The following is a 19,368-nucleotide window of genomic DNA, read 5'->3' on the forward strand; positions in this document are numbered from 1 at the left end:
TCGGCCTCCAGCGCGGAAGAGCGCTGGTCCGATCACACCCGTCTGCACACAGGAGTACTCCCGATCATGAAGCGCAAGTCTGTCCTCGGCGTGCTCGGCACCGCCGCAACCACCGTGGTTCTCGTCGCCGGCTGTGGCGGCTCGAACGGCGCCGCGACCGAAGCACCCGCCACGTCCACCGCAGCGCCCACCTCGTCGGTCACGGCGGCCGCACACAACGCCGCCGACACGGCGTTCGTCCAAGGCATGATCCCGCACCACACCCAGGCTGTTCGGATGTCCGAGATGGCCGCCCAGCAGGCCGGCAACGACCAGGTCAAGCAACTCGCCACGCGGATCCAGCAGGCACAAGGACCTGAGATCCAGCAGCTGCGGGGTTTCCTCGCGGCCTGGGGTGAGCCGGAGACCGCTTCTGCCGGCGCCGGCGGGATGGACCACAGCGGCATGGGCCACGGTGCCGGCGCCATGCCGATGCCCGAGGGCATGGGCGGCATGATGACCGACCAGCAGATGCAGCAGCTCGGCCAGGCCACCGGGACGAGCTTTGACCGCATGTTCCTGCAGATGATGGTCGAGCACCACAACGGCGCCATCCAGATGGCGAAGACAGAGCTCGCGGACGGCCAGAACCCGGACGCGAAGGCTCTCGCCCAGAAGATCATCGAGGCGCAGCAGGCTGAGATCACCGAGATGCAGAACCTGCTCTCGACCGTCTGACGGGCTGGTCCGGGGTGGGGGCCTCGCCGCCGCCCCGGACCTCTCCGACTGCCCCCGTCAGGAGGCAGGTACCCGTGTCTGGCGTTGGACGCCGTAACGCCGTGCCGATATGTCCCGATGGACGGCGCGAGGCGCCGACGCTCCTTCGGGCCGCTGCCGGGATCCGGGACGGGATGGATGATGCGCACAGCCGGTCTGCCGGCCCACACGGGTGTCGGCCGACCCGAGCATCGCCGTGGCTGGGTGCTGGTCATCGGCGTGGTGGTGGCGTTGCTGGCGGCTCACGGCGCGACCGCGTGTTGTCAGGAGCCGGACCCGCAGGCCCGGACCTTCGGCGTCACCGGCCTGTCGAGTACCGCCAGTGGGACCGTGCCCGAGGCCGCCGTGTCGGACATGCCGTGTGACGAGGGCACATTCCTGCAGCGGGCTGCGGTGCTCAACTCCGACGCCGCGGCCTCAGAACATCCACTGTCCGTTCTCGGCGTGGTGCCCGGGATGGTCGCCGCGCAGCACAGCGGGGTCCGGCGACGGGTCGCTGCGCCACGGGCGCCGCCCTCCCATGCCCGGCGACTCGCGTCTCTCTGCGTCCTCCGGACGTGATCGACACGGCCCACGCGGCCGTGCCGACCTGTTCCCGTACCCGCAGAGGAGACCCGCCACCATGCGCCTTGCGCACCCCACCGCTTCACCGTTCCATCGAGCCCGTCGCTCCACCGCGATCGGCCTGCGATGACCCGCCGCGAGCAGGCGCAGGCGGCCTTGCGCCGGATCGCGCCGATCTCCCGTGTCCTGAACCGGGTCGCGTTGGTCCTGCTGCGCGAGGACACGGGCGGGCAGGGACACCATGTGGATCCCGACGCCCCCGGGACGCCGCCCCCAGCCACCGCGCGGTGGAGCCCCGCGCACACCCGCGCTGTCACGAGTCCGACGATGACCCTGTTCCGCGACGCCCTGCGGCCGGTCGGTGGAGGCGGCGAGCGCGACGGGGTCCTCGACGACCTCGCCCGCTACTTCGGCATGTCCCCCGAAGAGGCCCTGGCTCGCTGCCTGGACTGGGAGAGCGCCAGCCTCGAGGAGTGGGAAGCGCGCCCCCGCGACACCCCCGAGGGCATCGCGGACTTCTACGACGCGGCGACGTCGTGGGCCTTCGACCTGTCTTGGTACAACTATTTGCAGGTCAGCGGTACGGGCTACCCCAAGTCCGTCATCGTCGCCGACCACCTCGACCCCGAGCCCGGTAGCCGGGTCCTCGACTACGGATCGGGGGTCGGGGTCACCGCCCAGCTGTTCGCCGCCCTGGGCTGCGAGGTCACCCTCGCCGACGTCGCCCGACCGCTCCTGGACTTCGCCCGCTGGCGGCTCGAGGCACGGGGGGTCAAGGCCTCCTACGTCCACCTGCCTGCCGAGCTCCCGCCGGGTGAGTTCGACATCGTCACCGCGCTCGACGTCCTGGCCCACATACCGCCGGCCGAGCTCCGCGCCACCGTGGAGACGATCCACGCGACCCTGCGCCCCGGCGGGCTGTTCGTGACCGGATTCGACGTGCGCAGGCCCTCCCGCCGCAACGCCTGGCACCTCTACGCCGATGACCTGCCGCTGCGCTGGGAAATCAGCCGAGCCGGCTTCCGGCGGGTCGACCTCATCGACGCGAGCGTGTGGATCTACCGGGCCGGGTCGACCACCGGGGTACGAGGTCGCGCCCACCTGGCCTGGTCGTGGATCCGGCTCGCCAGCCCACCGGCCCGGCTGATCCGCGCCGGACGGCGTCTCCTCGCCCGCGCCGCACTGTCGCTGTTCTTCCTCGTCGCAGCACGACGGTCGGGGTAGAGAACGTCGGACGGCCGCCAACCCAAAGGCTTGGTTCGCGCCGGGTGAGTGGATCATCGCGCTTCAACAGGGACCGCCTCGACGGCATCATTATCAGCACCTCGGGATCGCCGTCGGGGCCGCGACGATGACGCCGCTACTGGTGGTGAAGGGCCGTAGCCGGGCCCGCCGACGACGAGGGCACGAGCGCAAAGCCTGCGGCGCGCCCGTAGCAGGTGACGCGGTGCGCGGTGCCAGCCAACGCCCGCTCGTCAACCATGCAGAACGACCGTCGGCGCGCGAGCGCCATGCTGATGCCCGGGGGACGGGCGGCATGAGAATGGCCATGTCGAGCGCCCGCAGCCGCCAGTGAGGCCAGGTCCGACGCGGTCTTCCGGCGGTGCGTGCGCCAGACGGGCGGCGCGCGGCGTCGACGATCCTTCGGGCCCTGGCTAAGACGGTGGCCGGGCCACCCTCCAGTTCATCGCTTGGTAGCGATATCATCGTCGTATGACGATTGATAATTCCGATCGGTGTCTAGCGTCGAGCTCGACCGGCTCTGAGAGCGAGAGCGGGCTCGGAGCGGCGGTGGCGTTGTTCCACAGCCTGTCCGACCGCACCCGGCTCGGAATCGTGCGTCGCCTGGCCAACGGCGAGACCCGGGTGGCCGACCTGGTTGCTGAACTCGACCTAGCCCAGTCGACGGTCTCTGCACACGTGGCGTGTCTGCGCGACTGCGGTCTCGTGATCGGCCGTACTCAGGGCAGGCAGGTGTTCTACTCCCTCGCCCAGTCAGAGCTGTTGGACCTGCTCGCCGCCGCCGAGACCCTGCTCGCCGCGACCGGGAACGCCGTCGCCCTCTGTCCCAACTACGGTGGCTCCACCACGGAGACCGCAGCGCTGTCCTCTGCGGACAACCCCGTCACGCCGGGCCGCGAGGTAGTCCAGTGAGTGAGCGCCCCGGCTCGCCCGCCAGCTATCCGAGCGTTGAGCAAGCCGAGCGGCTGACCCGCCGCGGGCTGCGCTTGGCGCAGTTCACTGTCGCTTACAACGTCGTCGAAGGGTCTGTTGCGATCACTGCCGGCCTGCTGGCCGGTCTGGTGTCGCTGGTTGGATTCGGCGTTGACTCCGGCATCGAATCGGCCGCATCCATCCTGGTCGGACTGCGGCTCGCGGCCCGACTGCGTCACGGTGAAGCCGACGAGGCCAAGGAGCGCCGCGCGCTCAAGGCTGTCGCCGTCACGTTCTTCGTGCTGGCAGCCTACGTGATCATCGAAGGCGTTCGCGGCCTCGTTGGCGGCGAGGAGCCCGACACCTCCATCGTCGGACTCGTCCTGTTGGCGACCTCCGTCGTGGTGATGCCGCTACTCGCCCACGCCAAGCATCGTGTCGGCGTCCAGCTCGGCGGCGATCAACTGATCCACGCTGATGCCGCAGAAACCAAGATCTGCGTCCTGCTGAGCATCTCCACCCTCGCCGGGCTTGGCCTCTACGCCCTCACCGGAGCCGCCTGGCTCGACCCCGTCGCCGGATTCATCATCGCCGCCTTCGCCATCCACGAAGGCCGCGAAGCCTGGGAAGGCGAACTCGTCAAAGACGACGACTGACCCGAACCCACCCCAGACGACCGACCTACTCCAGGGCTCGCTGTTCCTTCGACGACGCAAGCAGGCCGATTACCGCTATACACCTACCCCCTAGGGGTATACAGTCGCCGTCGGTCGACCTTAAGGAGGCACCGATGACGACACAGCGCACCACGACCGACCCGGTCGAGACCGCGGTGCTGGATGTGCGCGGTCTGCAGTGGGCCAGCGAGAAGACCGTCGTCGAGACGGTGCTCGGTCGACGGCCCGGCGTTCATGCAGTGGAGGCGAATCCCGTCGCGCAGAGCGCGACGGTCAGCTACGACCCGACCCGCACCACGGTGGCCGAGCTGGCGGGATGGATCAGAGACTGCGGCTACGCCTGCGAGGGGCGCTCGGTGCCGGAGCACGTGTGCGATCCGCTCGCCGAGGCCGTCACCCGTGACTCTCCCACTGGGCAGGTCATCGGGCAGACGCAGGCCGAGCTTCGTGCCACGCACGACACCGCGCACGACACCGCCGCCACGCCCGGGTCGGTGGTGTCCCCGCACGAGAGGATGGGCCACGGCGGTCACGGCGAGATGTCGATGGCGGCGATGGTGGCCGACATGCGCAACCGGTTCCTGGTCGCGGCCTTGTTGTCGGTGCCTGTGCTGCTGTGGTCCCCGATCGGGCGCGAGGTGTTCGGCTTCGCGGCGCCGGCTCCGTTCGGGCTGCGCGACGACGTTTTCTCACTGGTCCTCACCCTGCCGGTGATCTTTTACTCGGCGTGGATCTTCTTCGACGGCGCCGTGCGGGCGCTGCGGGCCCGGACGCTGGACATGATGGTGCTCGTCGCCGTGGCCGTCGGCGCCGGCTGGGGCTACTCCCTGGTAGTCACGCTGACCGGCGGCGGCGAGGTGTTCTACGAGGCCGCGACCGTGTTGACCGCGTTCGTGCTGCTCGGGCACTGGTTCGAGATGCGTGCTCGTGGTGGCGCCAACGACGCCGTCCGCGCGCTGCTCGACCTGGCCCCGCCCCGCGCGGTCGTGCTGCGCGACGGCCGGGAGGTCGAGGTGCCCACCTCCGCGGTCGTCGTCGGAGACCTACTGCTGGTGCGGCCCGGATCAAAGATCCCGGTCGACGGCACGGTCACCGACGGTGAGTCCGACGTCGACGAGTCCATGGTCACCGGCGAGAGCCTGCCGGTGCACAAACAGCCCGGCAGCGACGTGGTCGGGGCGACCCTCAACGCCGACGGCACCCTCCGGGTCCGCGCGACCAAGGTCGGCGCCGACAGCGCCCTGGCCCAGATCGTCGCACTGGTACAGCAGGCACAGAACTCCAAGGCGCCAGGACAGCGCCTGGCCGACCGGGCGGCCTTCTGGCTGGTGTTCGTCGCGCTGCTCGGCGGCGCGGCGACCTTCGCGGCGTGGGCCCTGTTCTCCACAGAGCCGCTCACCATGGCCCTGCTCTTCGCGATCACCGTCGTCGTCGTCACCTGCCCCGACGCCCTCGGCCTCGCCACTCCGACCGCGATCATGGTCGGTACCGGGCTCGGCGCGCGCCGCGGCGTGCTGTTCAAGAACGCCACCGCCCTGGAGTCCTCGGCACGCGTCGACACCGTGGTGATGGACAAGACCGGCACCCTGACCAAGGGCGAGCCGGAGGTGACCGACCTGATCACCGACGGGATCGACGAGCAGGAGTTGCTCACCCTGACCGCGGCGGTGGAGCGCAACTCCGAACACCCCCTGGCCCGCGCCGTCGTCGCCCACGCCGAGAATCGCGGCACCGTCGTTTCGGCGGCCGAGCAGTTCACCAACGTGCCCGGCCATGGCGCCATCGCGACAGTCGACGGCCACCGCGTCGCGGTTGGCAACCGGCGGCTGCTCGACCGGGAGGGCATCGCCCTCGACGACCTCGACCGCCTCCGCGACGAGCTCGCCGGGGCGGGGCGCACCACCGTGCTGGTCGCCGTGGACGGCCGCGCCGTCGGGGTGATCGCCCTCGCCGACGCCCCCCGACCCACTGCCGCCGCGGCCGTCTCGGCCCTGCACGAGCTCGGCGTGCAGGTCGTCATGCTCACCGGCGACAACGAGGCCACCGCCCGCCGCATCGCCGACCGGCTCGGCATCGACACCGTCCTCGCCGACGTCCTACCCGGCGACAAGGCCGCCCAGATCAGCCGCCTGCAGGACGAGGGCCATCGCGTCGCGATGGTCGGCGACGGCGTGAACGACGCCCCCGCCCTGGCCCAGGCAGACCTGGGTATCGCCATCGGCGCAGGCACCGACGTCGCCATCGAGACCGCCGACGTCGTACTCATGCGATCCGACCCTCTCGACGTACCCACCGCTCTGCACATCGGCCGCGGCACCCTGCGGAAGATGCGCCAGAACCTCGCCTGGGCCGTCGGCTACAACGCCATCGCCCTGCCGATCGCCGCGGGCGTCTTCGCCCCCGCCTTCGGCCTCGTCCTGCGACCCGAGATCGCGGCCCTGTCGATGTCCGGGTCCAGCTTCCTGGTCGCCGTCAACGCCCTGCTGCTCAAGCGCCTACGACTGCCCCAGCCACCGGCCGAGCAACTTCCGGCTCCCGAGGAGGGCACGCCCGTGCAGCCCGTGACCCGTTGAAAGACCTCCACGCCCGCCGTGCCCGCCGCGTGATCCGGAACGCGCCCGCCGGCACTCGAACTTCGCCTCGCCCTACCGGCGTGCGCAGATCCGGTCGACCGCGTGCACCGCCCGCACGTCTCACCCACCTCTCAGGAGACCACGATGAACCGGAAAGCCCTGCACCCAACCCCGCAACAACGCCTCGAACCGTCCCACCACCGAATCCGCGGGCTCGTCACCCGTCACCCGTTTGTCGTGTTCGTGACACTGGTCCTCGGGCTCGGTTGGCCCATTCTCTCGATCCCCGCCCTCGCGCAGTATGGATGGATAAGGGGCGGCCCCCTCCCCACTGAGCCCTTCGCGCTGGCAGCCACCCTGCTCGTGCTCCTCCCAGCAGCACTGTTGATCACCCTTGTCGTCGAGGGACGCGCCGCCGCTCGCTCGCTCCTCGGACGCGCGCTGCGGTGGCGGTTCGGGGTCGGGTGGTGGGCCGTGACTGTGGCAGCCCTGCCCCTACTCGCCTTTGTCGCGCACCTGCTCACGGGCTTTCGGCCGGTCCTCGCCGACCTTCCATGGATGCTGCTCAGCCAGTCCTTCCAGCTCGTCACAGCAGTACTGATCATCAACCTCGCCGAGGAGCTGGCGTGGGCCGGCTTCCTGCAGACCCGCCTCGAGCAGCGCCACGGCCTCGTCACCGCGGCCATCCTCACGGCGTTACCGTTCGCCCTCCTTCACCTTCCGCTACTGCCCCTTGCCGCCGGGCCGATCTGGCAGACAGCTGCCTTCACGATCGTCTTCGCCATCGCGGTCCGCCTCCTTCTGGGCCTGGCGATGCGCGGTACGGGCGCGAGTGTCCTGGCAGCCGCTGTGCTGCATGCCGAGATCAACCAGGTCAACGCCACCTCGGCCACGATCGGACTCATCACCGTCACTGCGCTGGCGGCAGTGGTGGCCGCTCTCCTCGCGGGCCGAAGGCGAAGGCATTCGTCGCAAGCCGCGCAACGAGTAGGAACCGCTCACGGCGGGCCAATCGAGCCCAATCCGACCGCTCCGGCGACGTAGGCGCTCAGGGCCGCGCGGCCTAGAGGGGAGGTTGACGGGCGGGCCTGTCTCCTTGGCGGCCTCACTCCGGTAAGGGGTGCTCCGCTGGCGCTGCGCGACAGCCCTGCGGGCTGCCGTTGACCGCGAGCCTCCAAAGCCGCGCCGGTGCGCCTTACAGCGGAGGGGGACAACACCCAGCCACCCAGAGACGGGCTGACAGACCCAAGCGCGGGAGGCCACCGTGACCAGAAGTATGCAGACGGGCCAGCAGCGACACGCGGCCAGAAATCGCGGACGCCCGAGACCGGCACCGTCCTGAACGTGAACCCCTGACCTCGCCGAGGCTGGCGGGGGTTCGGCCGGTCAGCAGCAGTAGCTCCAGCACCGGCCCTGGTCGTCGCAGTCCGTGCAGTAGCAGCCACCGGGCGGCGGCAAGCCGATCGGCTCGGGCTCGGCCACGATCGGAGGCTCGGCGAACGCGACGGCCGCGGGAGCGTCGAGTGGCGGCCCGAACTGGATGCCGTAGACCCGCACGTCGAGCCCACGCTCCTGCAGGACCGCGTTCACCGCGGCCCCGATGCCGGTCAGCTTCTCCACGTTCTCGCGCTGCTCGGGTGACAGCTGGTTCGCCGGGATCGGCGCCCGTGGCGGATACGACTCAGGCATCGGCAACCTCCTGTTCGATCTTCTTTCTCGAGCAGAGCGCCGGACCGTCCCGGGAGATACACCGCGACTCGTCGACCGCGCAGGTTGACGGACGACTAATTGCTCCATCATAATTGAGTCAATGAGCACCGAGCGAGATTTCGCCGAGTTGAAGCGGCGTGCCGCTCTCCATGCCGCACTCGGCGACGCCGGGCGACTGGCGATCGTGGATGTGCTGGCCTGGGGGGAGGCCTCGCCCAGCGAGCTGGGCGAGCGGCTCGGAATGCCGTCCAACCTCGTCGCCCACCACTTGAAGGTTCTCGCCGACATCGGGCTGCTCACCCGTCACCGCTCCGAGGGCGACCGGCGGCGGACCTACGTCGCCCTGGTCCGTGAGCGGCTCGACGATCTGCGCCCGGTCGGCCTGCTGGTGGCCGCGCAGCGCGTCGTGTTCGTCTGCACCCAGAACTCGGCCCGCTCCCAGCTGGCCGCGGCCATGTGGAACGACGCCAGCCCCGTACCGGCCACGTCCGCCGGAACCGACCCGGCCCCGGAGGTGCACGAAGGTGCCATCGCCGTCGCCCGCCGCCGACACCTCTCGCTCGTTCCCGCGCCGCCACGCCATGTCCGAGACGTCGTCGCCCCGGCGGATCTGATCGTGACGGTCTGCGACAGCGCCCACGAGCACCTCACACCCCCTGACGGCCCGACGCTGCACTGGTCGATCCCCGACCCGGTCCGCGACGGCGCACCCGCCGCCTTCGACCGGGCCGTCGACGAGCTCGCCGACCGCATCACCCGCCTACGGCCCTCCGTCCACCTCGCGGACGCAACCACCGCCGACGATCGGAGCATCTCGTGACCACCTCCTACAGCCACTCCGACCTGTCCATCGACCAGCAGCTCGCCCTCAAGACCGCCGCGAGCAACCTGCAGCGCCGGTTCGACGGGATCTTCGGCACCGAGACCATCGAACGGTTCCTGCACAGCTCCTACGACGAGTTCGCCGGCCGCGCGGCGGTGCTCAACTTCCTGCCGCTGCTCGCCGAACGGTTCGCCCGCCAGCGGCTCACAGCACTGGCGAAGGTCGAGGGCAAGCACGACGACGGGGTGCCGGTCGTGCTGTTCCTGTGCACCCACAACGCCGGTCGCTCCCAGATGGCGCTCGGCTTCTTCTCCCGGCTCGCAGGGGACCGTGCGATCGCCTGGTCCGGCGGCTCGGACCCCGCCGAACGCATCAACCCGGCCGCCGTCGAGGCCATGGCCAAACGCGGCATCGACATCGCCGCCGAATACCCCAAGCCGTGGACCGACGAGGTCGTCCGCGCCGCCGACGTCGTCGTCACCATGGGCTGCGGCGACGCCTGCCCGGTCTTCCCCGGCCGCCGCTACCTGGACTGGCCCGTCGAGGACCCCGCCGGCCTCGACGTCGCCGACGTGCGTCCGCTGCGTGACGAGATCGAGCGCCGCGTCCGCGAACTGCTCGACGAGATGAAGGTCCCGGCCGCCGGCTGAGCTCGGGGTGCCTCGAAGTTCATCCTCCGTTCGCTTGCGGTGCTGCTTCGAGAGACGTCAACATAGACGCGTGTCGAAACCCCTGCCGCTGCTGGTGTCCTCGGCGGCCACGCACCAAGCGCTCAGCGTGGGTGAGGCCGTCGAGCTCGCCGCCGCGTTCAAGGCGCTCGGCGATCCCGTCCGACTACGGCTGCTCTCGCTCATCTCCGCGCACGAGGGCGGCGAGGCCTGCGTCTGCGACATCTCCGACGCCTTCGACCTGACCGGCCCGACGATCTCGCACCACCTCAAGGTGCTCCGCCAGGCCGGACTGGTGACCAGCGAGCGGCGGGCCACCTGGGTCTACTACCGGGTCCGGCCCGAGACCGTCGCGCTGCTCGCCGACGTCCTCGTGCCCACCGACTCGCTACCGCCCAGCGCGTGCGCGGTACGCGACGACCGCACCCCGAACAGCACCCCGATCGAGAGTGAACTCCCCGCATGAGCGCCACCCCTGAGACCCAGGCCGACGAACCGGTCGCCAAGAAGCTGTCAACCCTCGACCGGTTCCTCGCCGTCTGGATCCTCGCTGCAATGGCCATCGGGCTCGGCGCCGGTCGGCTGATCCCCGGCCTCGGCGAGGCCCTCGACGCGATCTCGGTCGACGGCGTCTCCCTGCCGATCGCTCTCGGCCTGCTGATCATGATGTACCCCGTGCTGGCGAAGGTCCGCTACGACCGCCTCGGGACCGTCACCGGAGACCGGCGCCTGCTGATCAGCTCGCTGGTGCTGAACTGGGTGCTCGGCCCGGCGCTGATGTTCGCCCTGGCCTGGCTGCTGCTGCCCGACCTGCCCGAGTACCGCACGGGCCTGATCATCGTCGGGCTGGCCCGGTGCATCGCCATGGTCATCATCTGGAACGACCTCGCCTGCGGCGACCGCGAGGCCGCCGCCGTCCTGGTCGCGATCAACTCCGTCTTCCAGGTCGTCGCCTTCGCCGGACTCGGCTGGTTCTACCTGTCCGTGCTGCCCGGCTGGCTCGGCCTGCCCCAGGCCGACCTCGACGTCTCGGCGTGGCAGATCGCGAACTCGGTGCTGATCTTCCTCGGGATCCCGCTGGTCGCCGGCTACCTCACCCGACGGTTCGGGGAGAAGGCCAAGGGCAGGCAGTGGTACGAGGAGAAGTTCATCCCGCGCATCGGCCCGTTCGCGCTCTACGGGCTGCTGTTCACGATCGTCATCCTCTTCGCTCTGCAGGGCGACGCGATCACCTCCCGCCCGCTCGACGTGGCCCGGATCGCGCTGCCGCTGCTGGCCTACTTCGCGATCATGTGGCTGGGCTCGCTCGCCCTCGGCAAGGCCATCGGCCTCGGCTATGAACGAGCCGCCACGCTCGCGTTCACCGCCGCGGGCAACAACTTCGAGCTCGCCATCGCCGTCGCGATCGCGACCTTCGGCGTCACCTCCGGTCAGGCCCTCGCCGGTGTGGTCGGCCCGCTGATCGAGGTGCCCGTGCTCATCGGGCTGGTCTACGTCTCGCTGGCTCTGCGCCGCCGTTGGTGGGGTGCGCGAGCATCCATCGACCGCTGAGCGCGCATCTGCCGAGCCTGCTCACTCCTCGACAAGGAAGCCCGATGTCCGACATCCCTGAGGTCCTGTTCGTCTGCGTCCACAACGCCGGGCGCTCCCAGATGGCCGCTGCGCTGCTCCACCACCACGCCCAGGGGACGGTCGCCGTCCGCTCGGCAGGCTCCACTCCCGCAGAGGAGGTCAACCCGGCTGTCCGGGAGGTCATGGCCGAGATCGGGATCGACCTCTCCCACGAGGTACCGAAGAAGCTCACCACCGACGCCGTCCAGGCCTCCGACGTCGTGATCAGTATGGGCTGCGGCGACGCCTGCCCCGTGTTCCCCGGCAAGCGCTACCTCGACTGGGACCTCACCGACCCCGCCGGCAAGGGCGTCGCGGAGATCCGTCCCATCCGGGACGACATCGACCGTCGCGTCCGCGAGCTGCTCGCCGAGCTCACCACCCCGGCCGGCGCCTCGTGACCGCCGCGGAGCCGGCTGTGCCGTCCGTGCTGTTCGTCTGCGTCCGCAACGGCGGCAAGTCTCAGATGGCCGCCGGGCTCATGCGGCACGCCGCCGGGGACCGGGTCGAGGTGCACTCCGCGGGGACCGACCCCGGCGAGAAGATCAACGCCCTGTCCGCCGAGACTCTCGCCGAGGTGGGCGCCGACATGTCCGGCGAGACCCCGAAGGCCATCGATCCCGAACTGCTCCGCCGCGTCGACCTCGTCGTCACCCTCGGTCGCGAGGCCCGGGTCGACGTGCCGGACGGCGTCGAGCTGCGCAACTGGGACACCGACGAGCCGTCCGAGCGCGGCATCGACGGGATCGAGCGCATGCGCCTGATCCGCGACGATATCGCTGGTCGAGTCGACAGGCTCCGCACCGAACTCACCACCCCGGCCTGATCTCCGATCACCGGTGTCCGCACCGCGCTACCGTGGACGGTTCCGGCAGGGTCGCGGGGCAGCCAGGAGCGGCGGGAACATGACCACCAGCGGAGCGGGGCCGGCGATGCCCGTCACCGAGCAGATGTGGCGTGAGGTCATCGCGCAGCTGCGTGCGTTCGTCGGGCGGCGGCTCGCGGACCCTCACCGGGCCGAGGACCTCGTCTCCCAGATTCTGGTGCGGATCCACCAGAACCTCGGATCGGTCGATGATCGTGAGCGGCTGGCGCACTGGGTGTCGCGGGTTGCCCACAACGCGGTCATCGACGAGTACCGGCGCGCGGGCCGGCGCCGCGAGCAGCTCGTCGCGGTGCCGGAGGACGGGGTCGTCGAGGAGTACGACGACCCCGGGAGCGTGCTCGACGAGCTCGCCCAGTGCCTGCGTCCGCTGCTCGAAGGGCTGCCTCCCGAGCAGCGTCGAGCGGTGCAGATGATCGATCTCGACGGTGTCGGCCAGGCTGAGGCAGCCCGCCGCGAGGGGCTCTCGCTGTCGGGGATGAAGTCGCGGGTACAGCGTGGCCGGCGCCGGCTCGCCGAGCTGGTCGGGCAGTGCTGCGCACTGACGCTCGACGCGCGGGGTGTCCCGATCGACTATGTGCCCCGTACAGGCCCCGGCTGTGGGTGTGGCTGTAGCTGAGCGGACGGGTTCAGGGGCGACCACACCACCCAAGCGGGAGCGTCCGGTGGCCGGCTCCCTCCCGAGAGCCGGCCATCGGTCTCATGGGCAGGTCAGCCGCAGCAGCTGATCGTCTGGTCGCCGCCCGCGGCGCAGGTCAGCTCGCAGACCGAGGTGGGCGCGCCGTCGGGGTTGGCGGGGTTGGCGGGGTTGTCCTCGGTGACGGCGTAGAACTCCCAGAAGCCCAACGGCACGTCCGGTGCGTCGACGAACACCTTGTGCTGCTCGGCGTTGCAGCACACGTCCTGCCGGGCGACCCGGGTGGGCAGCCCGGCCTCGGAGAACCGGGCCAGCGACGCATCGACCTGCGCCGGGGTCTGCGCCTCGACGCCGAGGTGGTTGAGCCCGCCACCGGCGCCCGGCCGCTCGATCAGCACCAGCTTGAGCGGCGGGTCGGCGATCACGAAGTTGGCGTAGCCGTCGCGGCGTTTGTGCGGGGCGACCCCGAACAGCCGGGTGTAGAACGTCGTCGCCTCGTCGATGTCGTCGACGTTGAGCGCGAGCTGGATCCGTGTGGTGGTCATCCGGACTTCCTCCTCGAGTGAAGTGAGCTGTCCTCCTCGCTGACGTCGGACCCGCCGATCGGACGCAGCGCCACGCAGCGGGCCACTGGTCGCCTCACAGCTGCGTCCTCCGGCCGGGGGCGCCGTAGGTAGGGTCATGACTCGACAGATGGAGATCCTGCAGGATGACTTCGGCCGTGCACTGGCCGTCGTCGCGCACCCCGACGACCTGGAGTACGGAGCGGCCAGCGCCATCGCCCGCTGGACCCGCCGCGGCATCTCGGTGGGCTACGTGATCGTCACCGACGGGGAGGCCGGCATCGACGGTCTCGATCCTGCCGACGCGGGGCCGCTGCGACAGAAGGAACAGGTGGCCAGTGCGGGGATCGTCGGGGTGGACGACGTGACGTTCCTCGGCCACCGTGACGGTGTCGTCGAGAACGGGCTAAGCCTGCGCCGCGACATCGCCCGCCAGATCCGCCGCTACCGGCCCGAGGTGCTCGTGACGGCGACCTACGAGCCGACCTACCGCATGGGTGGCAGGCAGACCGTCAACCAGGCCGACCACCGCGCGGTCGGCATCGCCGTGCTCGACGCGGCCCGCGACGCCGGCAATCGGTGGATCTTCCCGGAGCTCCTCGACGACGGCTACGAGCCGTGGACCGGCGTGCGGCACGTCTACGTGATGGGCGCCAGCCCGCCCACCCACGCCGTCGACGTCACCGACCACCTCGACGCCGGGATCGCGTCGCTGCAGGCGCACGAGGCCTACCTGCGCGGGCTCGGCCGGGACTTCGACCCGGACGAGTTCGTCCGCGGGATCACCGCCATGGCCGGCCCGGCTATCAGCGCGCGCCATGCCGTCGCCTTCGGGCAGATCCACCTGCAGGGCGTCTGAACCGCCGCCGCCGTCGGTCCCACACCGGCCCGGGGGCAGGACGGTACCGCAGGGCGTCGAGCTGGAATGGGCAGAGGGCGACGCCGAGGCGCTGCCCTACGCATACGGGAGAACGTGCGTCCTTCCGCCGGGTCCGTCGTCAGTCTCGGCAAGTACGGGCACGGTCAACGGAGAGCCAAGATGACAGCCACCCTCAGCGACACCCACTCCGGCACGGACGATCCCACGACCGAGCAGGTCTGGCGGGAGTTCGGCGCACAGCTGCGGGCGTTCGTCCGGCGCCGCATCGTCGACCCCGACCGCGCGGACGACGTCCTCGGCGAGATCATGCTGCGGATCCACCGCAGCCTCGACAGGGTCGAGGACCACGACCACCTCACCCGGTGGGTCTACCGGATCACGCGCAACGCCATCATCGACGAGTACCGCCGCGCTGAGCGGGACCGCGCGCGACAAGGCGCCCTGCTCGACGACATGCCCGAGGAGGCGGCCGAGCTCGAGGGCGAGGAGCAGCCGTCCGTGCTTCGCGAGCTCGCCGCCTGCATGCGACCGCTCGTCGAGCAGCTCCCGGCCGAACAGCGCCGCGCGCTGCAACTGTCGGATCTGGAGGGGCTGACCCAGGCCGACGCGGCCAGTCGGGAGAACGTGTCGGTGTCCGGGATGAAGTCCCGGGTGCAACGCGGCCGGCGCCGGCTCGCCGAGCTGAACGGCTGCTGCTGTGAGCTCACGCTCGACGCGCGCGGTGTCCCGATGGAGTACCACCCCCCGCGCCGGTTGCCACTGCGCCTGACCTTCGTCCGAGCCCAAGCCGGTGATCCGGCGACTGGCCGAGCTGTGGGCATCCGTCCGAGCGCGGTATCGAGGGGCTGGAGCGCATGCGCCACACATCCCCGACAACATCGCCAGTCGCCTCGCCGGCACCACAAGGAGCTCGTCGACAGTCGACAGCCCACGGAACCAGCGAGGCCTGTGAGTGGTCGGCGTCACCGACCGGCGTATGATCAGGCGGGCGGTCGTCCGCCGGACAAAGCCCGAAGCAGATCGGCCCGAGTCGGCAAGTCGAGACGACATGCCTCGACGTCCTGGTAGTCGTGCGCACCCGTCACGTCCCGGCCGTCGATCAGCACTGTCGGCGACGGGTAGTGGCCGACGCGTTCGATCACGGTCGTCGCCAGGTTCAGCTCCGTCAGGCATGCAGTGATCAGCTCGCGAACCGCCGGAGCCAGCGGGCAGCCTTCGTGACGGAGCAGCTCGACCCGAGGATGGGGTGGCCGCTCCCACGCTCTCGAGGAGCCTGGCGGAGTCATGGGAGGTGGCGGTCGATCCGGCGCAGCACGGCGCCGAGTCGGCCGCGGGTGTGCCACCCATGGGCGATGACCCAGTCTCGAGCAGCGCCGACGCCACGACGCAGCAGCCCGAGAGGAGTGCTGCGTCCGGAGTCGTGCAGCGCGTCAGCCCGGCGCTTGACGAAGCGGGCACAGTCCGCGCAGATGCCGACCTCCGGGTGAGCGCCCAGCCGTACCAGCGCGTCGTCGGGGATCGGCTGTCCGCAGCACCAACACCCGACGGGTGCTTGATCAGGACGCACGGACGCTGCACTAGTCATCGGCGTTCTCGTTTCGGGTTCTGAGGGTGAGCTGGCGGAGGTGGAAGTCGAAGTGCTGTGTCGGGAATCGGTAGAGATCGGCCAGGGTCATGAAGTCAGCGAAGAACGGGTCCCATCGGGTGGGGAAGTGCATGCCGCGGGCGAGATCGGCGTCTGACTCGGCGTCGAGTCGGCGGTGCAGTCCCGCGACCGTGCGATCGAACATCGTGGTCATCTGCCGCCGCGTCAACGTCGACCCGCCCAGTGCTGAACCTGCGTAGTTCACCACGTCGAAGGGTCTGGTCCCTGCGGCGAGCAGCTGCGCGAAGCGACGGCTCGCCCACGGCGGGAGCCTGCTGAACAGTCGAATCAGCTGGCGAAGTGCTCGGATGATGACGTACCCGAGCAGCATGTGGAACAGCAGCTGCCGGTTGGACCACATCGTGCCCTCGGAGCGACGGCTCAGCTCTTCGTCGGATGCGGCCTCGACGAGGCGCCGGAACGTGTTGCGAGCTCGATCCATCTCGGAGTGAGCGCTCTGCCGTTCCACCCGAGCAGTGTGCTCCGGCCTCGTCGAGCAGACCAGGTCAGGAATGTAGGCGCTCAGGCCCGCGCGGCCAGGAACGAATGACGGACCGCCTGTGGCAGGGACTGCCGGCCGTTGGCTTAGACGTCGTTTCAGAAGTGGTGGGCCCGATCCTGTCCGTGTCGGCGACGGCTGAGAGCATCGGCTGATGGCCGTGCCTCGTGTGTCTGGGAAGACGAAGATCCTCGAGTTGGAGATCGTCCTGGCCGGGGTGACGCCGCTGGTCCGGCGTCGGGTGCAGGTGCCCGGCGAGATCGATCTGGCGGTGTTGCACGAGGTGGTGCAGTCGGTGATGGGGTGGACGAACTCGCATCTGCACGAGTTCGAGGTCGCCGGGCGCCGCTACGGGATCCCGGACCCCGACTGGCCCTCCCAGGATGTCGCCGACGAGACCAAGGCCAGGCTGTTTCGGCTGGTCAAGGCCGGTGACCGGTTCGGCTACATCTACGACTTCGGCGACAACTGGACCCACGAGATCGCCGTGGAGAACGTCCTCGCCGCGCAGCCGGGGGTGCGCTACCCGCGCTGCATCGCAGGCCAAGGGGCGTGTCCACCGGAGGACGTCGGCGGGAGCTGGGGGTACGAGGACTTCCAGACCGTGATCGCCGACCCTGCCCATCCCGACCACGCCGAGCGCCTGGAGTGGGCGGGAGGGCCGTTCGACGCGCACCGCTTCGACCCCGACGAGGCCGACCGGGCCCTGGAGTGGCTGGCCTGGCGACCACTGGCCCCGACCTCGTAGACAACAGCGCAGCGAGCACCGGGGCCGACCGTCATACCGGCTTCGGCCGCGCCCTGGTGAGGTGGCGGTGGCAGATCAGGGCACAGGCCAGCGACAACAGGGCGGTGATCGTGGACTCGGCGCGGTCGTAGCGCAGCGCGAGACGGCGGAAGTCCAGCAGCCAGGACATGGTGCGCTCGACGACCCAGCGGACCCGCCCGAGCCGGGTGGAGTCCTCGATCCCGCGCCGCGCGATCCGCACCCCGATCCCACGGCGGGTCAGGTAGCGGCGACAGCGCGGATAGTCGTAGCCCTTGTCGGCGTGGAGCTTGTCCGGGCGCCGACGCGGCCGCCCCGGCCGTCTGGCGTGCTCGCGAACGCCGGGGTTGGTGTCCAACAGCGGGGCGAGCATGCGGCTGTCGTGGGTGTTCGCCCCGGTCACCAGGGCGTGCAGCGGCAGCCCGCTACGGTCGCAGAGCACGTGGTATTTGCTGCCCGCCTTGCCGCGGTCGGTCGGCGAGGGCCCCGTTAGCTCGCCGCGGCGTTTGGCCCGCACGCTCACGCTGTCCACCGCCGCGCGCGACCAGTCCAGCAGGTCCTGCTGGGCGAGGCGGTCGAGCATCACCCGGTGCAGCTCCGCCCAGACCCCGGCCTCCTGCCACTCGCGTAGCCGCCGCCAGCAGGTCACCCCGGACCCGCAGCCGAGCTCGGCGGGCAGAGCGTTCCAGCTGATCCCGGTCTTGAGCACGAACACGATCCCGGCCAGGGCAGCCCGGTCCGGCACCCGCGGCCGCCCCGTCCGTCCCCGCTTGGGCTTGCGCTGTTGCTTGGGCAGCAGTGGCTCCACCAGTGCCCACAGCTCGTCGCCGACCAATCGCTCGACACAAGATCGTCTCACCATTGCCGGACATGATCAGCTACCCGCGGCGATCCACACAGGACCGACACTCCGACTTCTGAAACGAGGTCTTAGCACGCCTCACTCCCATTCGAATGTGCTTCGCATCGCCTTCGGCGACCACTGTCAACTGTTGGCCGGATCCGGCTGGGGCGGGGTATGTGTGGCGTAGGCGCTCAGGGCCGCGCTGGCCGCGACAGTGCTGGTCGGCGCCCTTCGGGCGGGGCCTGTCGGCCCTGGCGTAGCACGGTCGCCTCCCGGTCAAGGGTGCTCCGCTTCGCTGCGCATCGCCTGCGGCGACGGCCCCGAGGGCCGCCCGTGGACCGCGAGCCTCTTCGACCGTGCCGGTGCGCCTCACGGCGGCGGGGGACAGCACCCCGCCACCCCTGAAGGGGTCGGGCCGACAGACCCGGCTCCGGTCGAACGGAGGCCGCCATGACCGTCACCCAGCCCAGGCCCGAGACCGTTACCGAGATCGTCGCCGAGACCGGCTCTGTGGTGCAGGGTCGTGGCGCGCTGACCCGGGATGGGCTGCGGGAGCAGCTGCGGCTGCCGCGGCTGCGGAACGTGGTGTGGGACAACACCGAGCTGCTGGAGCCGTGCCCGAGCTGTGGGCATTGGGAGCACCTCGAGGAGCTCGCCGCGCCGCCGTCGGGTCCGCTGGTCGAGGACGTGCGCCCGGACCGGTCGGCGTTGCTGTCCGCGGCGTGGACGGTGGTGCTGGTGGTGGAGGTGCTCGATGGGCGGCGCCCGGCGCGTCAGATCACCGGTGTGGTGGCGCCGCGGGTGCTGCGCTATCTCGCGGCGGTGCCCGCTGGTCGGTCCGGGTCGTGTGGGGGAGTGAGGTTGCTGTCGGTGCATCCGCATCAGCCGCATGAGGGCGCGGTGGAGGTCGCCGCGTCGCTGCGCTTGGCGGGGCGGCGTCGGGCGATGGCGGCGTCGTTCGCTCTGTTCGGTGTGGACTCCTGGGTGTGCGAGACGGTGCGGATCCTGTGAGCTGGGCGGCCGGGCGAGGCCTCGGGGGCCTCGGGGGCCTTCGGGCGAACGAAGCCGTCAACGCGGCTTCGGACGCGCCGGCTTCGGTGGTGTGCTGGTCTCGG

Annotated in this window: 21 protein-coding genes; 17 read left to right on the forward strand and 4 right to left on the reverse strand. The window is 70.5% G+C overall.

Translation table 11 applies throughout. The features are described 5' to 3' along the window. The first annotated feature begins 90 nt into the window (after positions 1 to 90). The 6 genes from L3X23_RS01550 (at position 91) to L3X23_RS01575 (ending at position 7,768) form a co-directional block, all read left to right on the forward strand. Positions 91 to 717, forward strand: a complete 627-nt coding sequence (locus L3X23_RS01550) for a DUF305 domain-containing protein (RefSeq protein WP_308116854.1) — start codon at positions 91 to 93, stop codon at positions 715 to 717. Positions 718 to 1,446: 729 nt separating this feature from the next. Further along, a complete protein-coding gene (locus L3X23_RS01555; protein WP_237190185.1) occupies positions 1,447 to 2,544 on the forward strand; it encodes a class I SAM-dependent methyltransferase in 1,098 nt (365 codons plus the stop codon). Between the two features lie 489 nt (positions 2,545 to 3,033). Beyond that, positions 3,034 to 3,474 carry a helix-turn-helix transcriptional regulator gene (locus tag L3X23_RS01560; RefSeq protein ID WP_237190186.1) on the forward strand — a complete coding sequence of 147 codons (441 nt, stop codon included), beginning with the start codon at positions 3,034 to 3,036 and terminating at the stop codon, positions 3,472 to 3,474. Next, positions 3,471 to 4,130 carry a cation diffusion facilitator family transporter gene (locus tag L3X23_RS01565; protein ID WP_237190187.1) on the forward strand — a complete coding sequence of 220 codons (660 nt, stop codon included), beginning with the start codon at positions 3,471 to 3,473 and terminating at the stop codon, positions 4,128 to 4,130. Before L3X23_RS01560 ends, L3X23_RS01565 begins: the two co-directional genes overlap by 4 nt. Positions 4,131 to 4,264: 134 nt before the next feature. Beyond that, entirely contained in the window at positions 4,265 to 6,724 is a 2,460-nt protein-coding gene (locus L3X23_RS01570; protein ID WP_237190188.1) for a cation-translocating P-type ATPase, read from the forward strand. Between the two features lie 144 nt (positions 6,725 to 6,868). Beyond that, the gene (locus L3X23_RS01575; RefSeq protein WP_237190189.1) at positions 6,869 to 7,768 is read left to right on the forward strand and encodes a type II CAAX prenyl endopeptidase Rce1 family protein; all 900 of its coding nucleotides are present in this window, start codon (positions 6,869 to 6,871) and stop codon (positions 7,766 to 7,768) included. A 342-nt stretch (positions 7,769 to 8,110) separates the two neighbouring features. Here L3X23_RS01575 and L3X23_RS01580 read toward each other — a convergent pair whose 3' ends face one another. Then, positions 8,111 to 8,413, reverse strand: a complete 303-nt coding sequence (locus L3X23_RS01580; RefSeq protein WP_237190190.1) for a hypothetical protein — start codon at positions 8,411 to 8,413, stop codon at positions 8,111 to 8,113. Positions 8,414 to 8,534: 121 nt separating this feature from the next. On the opposite strand from L3X23_RS01580, the gene L3X23_RS01585 reads away from it, so the two are divergent. The 7 genes from L3X23_RS01585 to L3X23_RS01615 all read left to right on the forward strand — a co-directional run bounded on the left by L3X23_RS01585 (position 8,535) and on the right by L3X23_RS01615 (position 13,038). After that, complete coding sequence (locus L3X23_RS01585; protein WP_237190191.1) at positions 8,535 to 9,254, forward strand: helix-turn-helix domain-containing protein; 720 nt, start codon at positions 8,535 to 8,537, stop codon at positions 9,252 to 9,254. Further along, positions 9,251 to 9,907 carry an arsenate reductase ArsC gene (locus tag L3X23_RS01590; RefSeq protein ID WP_237190192.1) on the forward strand — a complete coding sequence of 219 codons (657 nt, stop codon included), beginning with the start codon at positions 9,251 to 9,253 and terminating at the stop codon, positions 9,905 to 9,907. Before L3X23_RS01585 ends, L3X23_RS01590 begins: the two co-directional genes overlap by 4 nt. 70 nt (positions 9,908 to 9,977) lie before the next feature. Then, positions 9,978 to 10,391: an ArsR/SmtB family transcription factor gene (locus L3X23_RS01595; RefSeq protein ID WP_374204809.1), complete on the forward strand. Its 414-nt coding sequence runs from the start codon at positions 9,978 to 9,980 to the stop codon at positions 10,389 to 10,391. Further along, positions 10,388 to 11,476 (forward strand): ACR3 family arsenite efflux transporter, encoded by a 1,089-nt coding sequence (gene arsB, locus L3X23_RS01600; protein ID WP_237190193.1) that lies wholly within the window; start codon positions 10,388 to 10,390, stop codon positions 11,474 to 11,476. The genes L3X23_RS01595 and arsB overlap by 4 nt, the downstream gene beginning before the upstream one ends. A gap of 44 nt (positions 11,477 to 11,520) precedes the next feature. After that, positions 11,521 to 11,937 (forward strand): arsenate reductase ArsC, encoded by a 417-nt coding sequence (locus L3X23_RS01605; RefSeq protein ID WP_237190194.1) that lies wholly within the window; start codon positions 11,521 to 11,523, stop codon positions 11,935 to 11,937. A gap of 17 nt (positions 11,938 to 11,954) precedes the next feature. Beyond that, a complete protein-coding gene (locus tag L3X23_RS01610; protein WP_237190195.1) occupies positions 11,955 to 12,362 on the forward strand; it encodes a low molecular weight phosphatase family protein in 408 nt (135 codons plus the stop codon). A 106-nt stretch (positions 12,363 to 12,468) separates the two neighbouring features. Further along, complete coding sequence (locus L3X23_RS01615) at positions 12,469 to 13,038, forward strand: sigma-70 family RNA polymerase sigma factor (RefSeq protein ID WP_237190196.1); 570 nt, start codon at positions 12,469 to 12,471, stop codon at positions 13,036 to 13,038. A 92-nt stretch (positions 13,039 to 13,130) separates the two neighbouring features. Here the strand turns inward: L3X23_RS01615 and L3X23_RS01620 are convergent, their stop codons facing one another. Next, positions 13,131 to 13,601 carry an ArsI/CadI family heavy metal resistance metalloenzyme gene (locus L3X23_RS01620; RefSeq protein WP_237190197.1) on the reverse strand — a complete coding sequence of 157 codons (471 nt, stop codon included), beginning with the start codon at positions 13,599 to 13,601 and terminating at the stop codon, positions 13,131 to 13,133. 136 nt (positions 13,602 to 13,737) lie between these two features. Here L3X23_RS01620 and L3X23_RS01625 point away from each other — a divergent pair, with 136 nt between their 5' ends. Both L3X23_RS01625 and L3X23_RS01630 read left to right on the forward strand, forming a co-directional pair. Next, complete coding sequence (locus L3X23_RS01625; protein ID WP_237190198.1) at positions 13,738 to 14,478, forward strand: PIG-L deacetylase family protein; 741 nt, start codon at positions 13,738 to 13,740, stop codon at positions 14,476 to 14,478. Between the two features lie 66 nt (positions 14,479 to 14,544). Next, entirely contained in the window at positions 14,545 to 15,567 is a 1,023-nt protein-coding gene (locus L3X23_RS01630; protein ID WP_237190199.1) for a sigma-70 family RNA polymerase sigma factor, read from the forward strand. A 509-nt stretch (positions 15,568 to 16,076) separates the two neighbouring features. On the opposite strand, the gene L3X23_RS01635 is transcribed toward L3X23_RS01630, so the two are convergent. Beyond that, positions 16,077 to 16,586 (reverse strand): DinB family protein, encoded by a 510-nt coding sequence (locus L3X23_RS01635; protein ID WP_255734069.1) that lies wholly within the window; start codon positions 16,584 to 16,586, stop codon positions 16,077 to 16,079. Between the two features lie 211 nt (positions 16,587 to 16,797). Here L3X23_RS01635 and L3X23_RS01640 point away from each other — a divergent pair, with 211 nt between their 5' ends. Then, the gene (locus tag L3X23_RS01640; protein ID WP_237190201.1) at positions 16,798 to 17,391 is read left to right on the forward strand and encodes a plasmid pRiA4b ORF-3 family protein; all 594 of its coding nucleotides are present in this window, start codon (positions 16,798 to 16,800) and stop codon (positions 17,389 to 17,391) included. A gap of 31 nt (positions 17,392 to 17,422) precedes the next feature. On the opposite strand, the gene L3X23_RS01645 is transcribed toward L3X23_RS01640, so the two are convergent. Then, positions 17,423 to 18,271, reverse strand: a complete 849-nt coding sequence (locus tag L3X23_RS01645; protein WP_237190202.1) for an IS5 family transposase — start codon at positions 18,269 to 18,271, stop codon at positions 17,423 to 17,425. Between the two features lie 432 nt (positions 18,272 to 18,703). On the opposite strand from L3X23_RS01645, the gene L3X23_RS01650 reads away from it, so the two are divergent. Then, positions 18,704 to 19,264, forward strand: coding sequence for an Rv3235 family protein (locus L3X23_RS01650; protein WP_237190203.1), 561 nt, complete (start codon positions 18,704 to 18,706; stop codon positions 19,262 to 19,264). Positions 19,265 to 19,368 lie beyond the last annotated feature (104 nt).

This window comes from Pseudonocardia sp. WMMC193, assembly GCF_021728735.1.
Classification (GTDB): Bacteria; Actinomycetota; Actinomycetes; order Mycobacteriales; family Pseudonocardiaceae; genus Pseudonocardia; species Pseudonocardia oroxyli.

What these genes read in the sequence shown, in the direction of transcription:
- L3X23_RS01555 (WP_237190185.1), top strand. Translation starts at nt 1,447, where the DNA reads ATGACCCGCCGCGAGCAGGCGCAGGCGGCCTTGCGCCGGATCGCGCCG.
- L3X23_RS01560 (WP_237190186.1), top strand. Translation starts at nt 3,034, where the DNA reads ATGACGATTGATAATTCCGATCGGTGTCTAGCGTCGAGCTCGACCGGC.
- L3X23_RS01570 (WP_237190188.1), top strand. Translation starts at nt 4,265, where the DNA reads ATGACGACACAGCGCACCACGACCGACCCGGTCGAGACCGCGGTGCTG.
- L3X23_RS01575 (WP_237190189.1), top strand. Translation starts at nt 6,869, where the DNA reads ATGAACCGGAAAGCCCTGCACCCAACCCCGCAACAACGCCTCGAACCG.
- L3X23_RS01580 (WP_237190190.1), bottom strand. Translation starts at nt 8,413, where the DNA reads ATGCCTGAGTCGTATCCGCCACGGGCGCCGATCCCGGCGAACCAGCTG.
- L3X23_RS01585 (WP_237190191.1), top strand. Translation starts at nt 8,535, where the DNA reads ATGAGCACCGAGCGAGATTTCGCCGAGTTGAAGCGGCGTGCCGCTCTC.
- arsB (WP_237190193.1), top strand. Translation starts at nt 10,388, where the DNA reads ATGAGCGCCACCCCTGAGACCCAGGCCGACGAACCGGTCGCCAAGAAG.
- L3X23_RS01605 (WP_237190194.1), top strand. Translation starts at nt 11,521, where the DNA reads ATGTCCGACATCCCTGAGGTCCTGTTCGTCTGCGTCCACAACGCCGGG.
- L3X23_RS01615 (WP_237190196.1), top strand. Translation starts at nt 12,469, where the DNA reads ATGCCCGTCACCGAGCAGATGTGGCGTGAGGTCATCGCGCAGCTGCGT.
- L3X23_RS01620 (WP_237190197.1), bottom strand. Translation starts at nt 13,601, where the DNA reads ATGACCACCACACGGATCCAGCTCGCGCTCAACGTCGACGACATCGAC.
- L3X23_RS01625 (WP_237190198.1), top strand. Translation starts at nt 13,738, where the DNA reads ATGACTCGACAGATGGAGATCCTGCAGGATGACTTCGGCCGTGCACTG.
- L3X23_RS01630 (WP_237190199.1), top strand. Translation starts at nt 14,545, where the DNA reads ATGGGCAGAGGGCGACGCCGAGGCGCTGCCCTACGCATACGGGAGAAC.
- L3X23_RS01635 (WP_255734069.1), bottom strand. Translation starts at nt 16,586, where the DNA reads ATGGATCGAGCTCGCAACACGTTCCGGCGCCTCGTCGAGGCCGCATCC.
- L3X23_RS01640 (WP_237190201.1), top strand. Translation starts at nt 16,798, where the DNA reads ATGGCCGTGCCTCGTGTGTCTGGGAAGACGAAGATCCTCGAGTTGGAG.
- L3X23_RS01645 (WP_237190202.1), bottom strand. Translation starts at nt 18,271, where the DNA reads ATGGTGAGACGATCTTGTGTCGAGCGATTGGTCGGCGACGAGCTGTGG.
- L3X23_RS01650 (WP_237190203.1), top strand. Translation starts at nt 18,704, where the DNA reads ATGACCGTCACCCAGCCCAGGCCCGAGACCGTTACCGAGATCGTCGCC.